General features: G+C 32.4%; 6 protein-coding genes. 2 read left to right on the forward strand and 4 right to left on the reverse strand.

The annotated features are described in order from the left end of the window. Nucleotides 1–482: 482 nt before the first annotated feature. The gene (locus ABX784_RS15900; RefSeq protein WP_372656049.1) at nucleotides 483–1241 is read left to right on the forward strand and encodes a hypothetical protein; all 759 of its coding nucleotides are present in this window, start codon (nucleotides 483–485) and stop codon (nucleotides 1239–1241) included. Between the two features lie 43 nt (nucleotides 1242–1284). Beyond that, a complete protein-coding gene (locus tag ABX784_RS15905) occupies nucleotides 1285–2397 on the forward strand; it encodes a hypothetical protein (RefSeq protein ID WP_372656050.1) in 1113 nt (370 codons plus the stop codon). A gap of 179 nt (nucleotides 2398–2576) precedes the next feature. On the opposite strand, the gene ABX784_RS15910 is transcribed toward ABX784_RS15905, so the two are convergent. From ABX784_RS15910 to ABX784_RS15925, 4 genes are read right to left on the reverse strand one after another with little or no spacing between them, the layout of a single operon-like run. After that, on the reverse strand, nucleotides 2577–2789 hold the full coding sequence (locus ABX784_RS15910) for a hypothetical protein (protein ID WP_372656051.1): 213 nt from the start codon (nucleotides 2787–2789) through the stop codon (nucleotides 2577–2579). Then, nucleotides 2790–3182 carry a Grx4 family monothiol glutaredoxin gene (grxD, locus tag ABX784_RS15915; protein ID WP_372656052.1) on the reverse strand — a complete coding sequence of 131 codons (393 nt, stop codon included), beginning with the start codon at nucleotides 3180–3182 and terminating at the stop codon, nucleotides 2790–2792. Nucleotides 3183–3192: 10 nt separating this feature from the next. Then, a complete protein-coding gene (locus tag ABX784_RS15920; RefSeq protein WP_372656053.1) occupies nucleotides 3193–3447 on the reverse strand; it encodes a BolA/IbaG family iron-sulfur metabolism protein in 255 nt (84 codons plus the stop codon). 14 nt (nucleotides 3448–3461) lie between these two features. Next, nucleotides 3462–3848: a hypothetical protein gene (locus tag ABX784_RS15925; protein WP_372656054.1), complete on the reverse strand. Its 387-nt coding sequence runs from the start codon at nucleotides 3846–3848 to the stop codon at nucleotides 3462–3464. Nucleotides 3849–4086 lie beyond the last annotated feature (238 nt).

Consider the following 4086-nt stretch of genomic DNA (forward strand, 5'->3'; position numbering starts at 1 on the left):
AAAGTAGTAGTCGAGTGTACTTGAAAAACTATTTCTCCATTCAAGGAGCTGATTCAAGTCAGATGCGTCTAGGCTCTCTTTCTCCTTTAGGATATCACCAATTTTATCTATTTTTCTTTTACTTACCATATTAGGAATTTATCACTTATTGATTTTTTTCGATAGAAAAAAAAGCATTATTTGCTGTAACTTGCTGAATTTGTGTGTCATATTCTTTTTTTTAACTTTTTTATTTTAAGAGAATCATTACTTAAGTAAGTAGTTAGTTTTATTAAGGATGAAAGGTTCCTATTGCAACAATTCGCCGAATGGCCGCAGGATCTAACTTTAATATTGATAATACGTTAAAAGTTACTATCTATACTTTTAGATTAAACCTTTTTTAAATATCTAATATTTTTTTACTATCCCTTGATGAAGTAGAGTTATTCAAAACCCATGTTAGAATATATTTATTTAGTATTCTCAGCAGGTAATTATTTATGAACTCACTAATAAACAAATGGAAGAAACTGAACAAGTTTGTACGTATTAGTATTTGCATAGTTCTAGGAGTTACTGCGTATCGATGTGCAGACTTTTTCCCACATACATATATGTGGCTTACACATCATCCACAAATGTATAACGCAGAATTAGAGCCAGAGTTTCCATCATGGTTTAGCGTAAATTTTGAAAGTCTCGAGGGACCAGATACAAATAAGAATGGAATAAGAGACGATGTCGAAATTTATATGAATAGAGAGTTTGAAGATTTAGGGGAGGGAGAGGTCGCAATCCTTCATCAGTATGCAAGGATGATACAAAACCGACTTAAGTACCCCGTGGGACATGAATATAGTAAAAAGCATTGGGAAGAAAGAAAACATCTATATGCTTGCATTTTTATTCTAACAGATATTAAAGCTGCTGCTTCATCTCGTGCGAAGTATAAATTTATGAATAAAGATAAGGAGTTTGTATTCAAAAAAGTAATAAACTCTCTTTCTAGAGACTTAAAAGAAGCTAGATTTATGAGGCAATTTAATGGTGGCAGCACTGTGAGTGATTCCAAAATGTGGAATTTTTTACACCTAGAAGAGCAATGTCATTTTACCCAAAAATATTCAGATGCATTGAGGAAAGATTATTTTATTGAAGAAAAGAAGGTATACGGAAAATATGGAGAAAGGTTTTATGACTACTATGAAAGAATACATGGGAAAAGTAAGAGGTATCTGTATGAAGACTATATTGATTAGTTTAATTTTTATTTCATCTGTAATTGTAAACTGTGAGTAAATTATGAAAGAAATTTTAATTCTAGTAACATTGTTTTTTATTTCTTTAGGCTCATTTGCAAAGAGTCCAAACGATGAGGCATTTGAGAATAATTATGACATTGACCCTAGAGATTATGCGATAGTATTGATTGATGATTTTTACGGTAAAGAAGAGACAGGACCAAGACCTGAATTTCAGCTACCGTCCATAGAATTTTATGATAACAAGAAGCTTAATGGAAGCCCTGTAGCATCGCTTTCTAGAAAAGGATTAGAACTAAATGGAAAGTTAGTTTGTCCTGTATATCGAATATCGAAAGGAAAGTATGATGTACTCTACGAAAGTGAACGAACTACAAAGGATTATGAGTCTTATTTATACGATTTTAGAGAGTATTTTGAAACTGATCCATTAGCAATAGGTGAAAAAATAGGAGGTACTTATAAGCTATGCTCATTTGTGAAAAACTCTCAAAGAGCAAATTACAATTATAAATCTATTCTCATTCTCGAAGACCTAGATGAAAAGAGTGAAATTGCAACAATTAAAGTTAATTCTAAAGATGCTTATTTCTCAATTAAAAATTTAAAACATCAAACTATTTTAAGACCTCCAGTAAAAGAATTGGAGCATTGGAAGATTTCATTAGTTGATCTGGCAAAAGAAATAGAGAAAGGTCTTATGGAATTTAGACAGAAATTCCTCTCTAGAGTGAGCGGTAATGAGAAAGAAAAGTTGAAAAACTTTAATGATGTCTACAGAGAAAAAGAACCAGAAAATTTCAGTGTAAGCTCTCTTGATTGGATGGATAAATACAGCGAGCAAGGATTAAAGAAAAGATTGATAGAGAATTTTAAAGAGACAAGATTTCTTCGTCATTTTGACTTTTACAATTCTTATGTTTTTGTAGCTCCATCTTATGGAAAAAAAAATGGAAAGGTTTTTGTTGATGCAGCAGAAATTATATTAGACTATGATAACTTTAGATTAACTTTTATTAAAATTGATAAGGCGACAGGACGAAAAGATTATTTCTTTACTTTCGATAGGATTAAGTCTGTTACAATAGGCTCACACAAGGAGCGCATAATCCCTGACTTTGATATGAGCGACTTTAAAAAATATATGAAGTAAGTGAATATAGAACTGTTTATAATACTTGTTCTTTCTCATAGTTTATATAATAAACCAGTATCTTACTTTGTTTATGACTGCGATAAGGATATGAAAATCTTATAAGCCGAATTGAAAAGCTAGAGCAAAAAGTTCAGGCGTAATAAAAAAAGGGAGCTAGATGCTCCCTTTTTTTATTTCTATTTTGTTTTTTGATTTTTTAAAAGTCTTGTAACTTTTATTAAAAGCTCTTGGCAGCTTTCTGCTGAAAGGCCGTAAAGAGCATGACTTGTCTGAAGAGGTTTTGCATTATCTCCAGAAGTCTTATAGCTCTCTAATCTATTATTTAGATTATTTCTAAGAGTTCTCATTTTCTTTGGTGACCACTCTGCTAGGTCTTCGAACTTTTTCACTTACGCTCCAAGAACTTGAGCTAAATCACCTGAGTGATACATCTCTGTAATAATATCGTTTCCACCAACTAGTTGACCTTTGAAGTAAAGTTGTGGGTAAGTAGGCCAGTTAGAAAACTCTTTAACGCCTTGTCTGATATCCATGTCAGAAAGAATATCAAAAGTATTATACTTAACATTTAGAGCATCAAGCATAGCAATTGTATTCGCAGAGAATCCACACTGTGGCATAGCTGCGTTTCCTTTCATAAATAGAAAGATATCACTTGAACCAATAAGAGCTTTAATTCTCTCATTAAGATCATTTGTTTCAGTTGTCTCTGTTACAGCTGTTGCTCCTTCTTGTGGAACTTTATCTGAACCTAAAATATTAAATGGATTATCGTTACTCATATTTAACTCCTTATATTTGTATACCTTGTGCGTTAGCTTGTTCATGTGTCATTGTTTTAATTTGAACTGCATGAATCTCTTGTTTTAATTTTTCTTTTAAAATATCCATTATGATCTGGTGTTGTTGAATTAGCATTTTTCCTGCAAAAATATCACTAACAACTAAAAGACCTAAGTGATCTTGTGTTCCAGTAAGGTCAGTTACCTGAACCTTTGCGTCTTCGATTTGTGATTGAATAAGTGCTGTTAATTCTTCAAAGTTCATCTTTATCCTATCTCTTATTTTGAAACGGCCCAGTAGCTCGTTACAAGTGTTAAAATTCTAAAAGCTAAAGTCGTCCATCCTAGCTTCTTATGTTTTGGTCTTACTGAAATATCACCCTTTAAGAGCTTTCTTCCAGACATAATCATTAGTACGTATAGCACAACTGAACCGATAGCAAAGAAGAGATGTATCTTTAGCATCATCGGATTTGTCATTACTTGTGACGCTTTTGCAATTGCGCTTCTAGTCAATTCGATCTGCAGTATTAATAGGATATCCCATATTATGACAACTGACATTATTTTTACGTGGGTCTTTCTTTTTCGTCTAAGGTAAACACCTAATATCATGAGAGATAAAATCAAATACGACTGAATTTGAAAAATTAGTGCTGTGTTCATAAGGTTTCCTTGTCATTTAAGCTTCACAGACTAAGATAAAATGATGATATTGCCAATATCTATACGCATTTGCAGCACACAAAGTGAAGTTATTTTTGGAGATACATATGACACATCCTTTAGGACGTTGGGCCGTACTTGATATCGAAACAACAGGTATTGACCCTAATTATGATCAAATCATTGACGTAGGTTATCTTCAGTATGAAGGAACGACTCTTATTCGTAAGTATAGCTC

The sequence above is a fragment of the Halobacteriovorax sp. genome, from assembly GCF_041587335.1.
GTDB lineage: Bacteria > Bdellovibrionota > Bacteriovoracia > Bacteriovoracales > Bacteriovoracaceae > Halobacteriovorax.

What these genes read in the sequence shown, in the direction of transcription:
- ABX784_RS15900 (WP_372656049.1), top strand. Translation starts at nt 483, where the DNA reads ATGAACTCACTAATAAACAAATGGAAGAAACTGAACAAGTTTGTACGT.
- ABX784_RS15905 (WP_372656050.1), top strand. Translation starts at nt 1,285, where the DNA reads ATGAAAGAAATTTTAATTCTAGTAACATTGTTTTTTATTTCTTTAGGC.
- grxD (WP_372656052.1), bottom strand. Translation starts at nt 3,182, where the DNA reads ATGAGTAACGATAATCCATTTAATATTTTAGGTTCAGATAAAGTTCCA.
- ABX784_RS15920 (WP_372656053.1), bottom strand. Translation starts at nt 3,447, where the DNA reads ATGAACTTTGAAGAATTAACAGCACTTATTCAATCACAAATCGAAGAC.
- ABX784_RS15925 (WP_372656054.1), bottom strand. Translation starts at nt 3,848, where the DNA reads ATGAACACAGCACTAATTTTTCAAATTCAGTCGTATTTGATTTTATCT.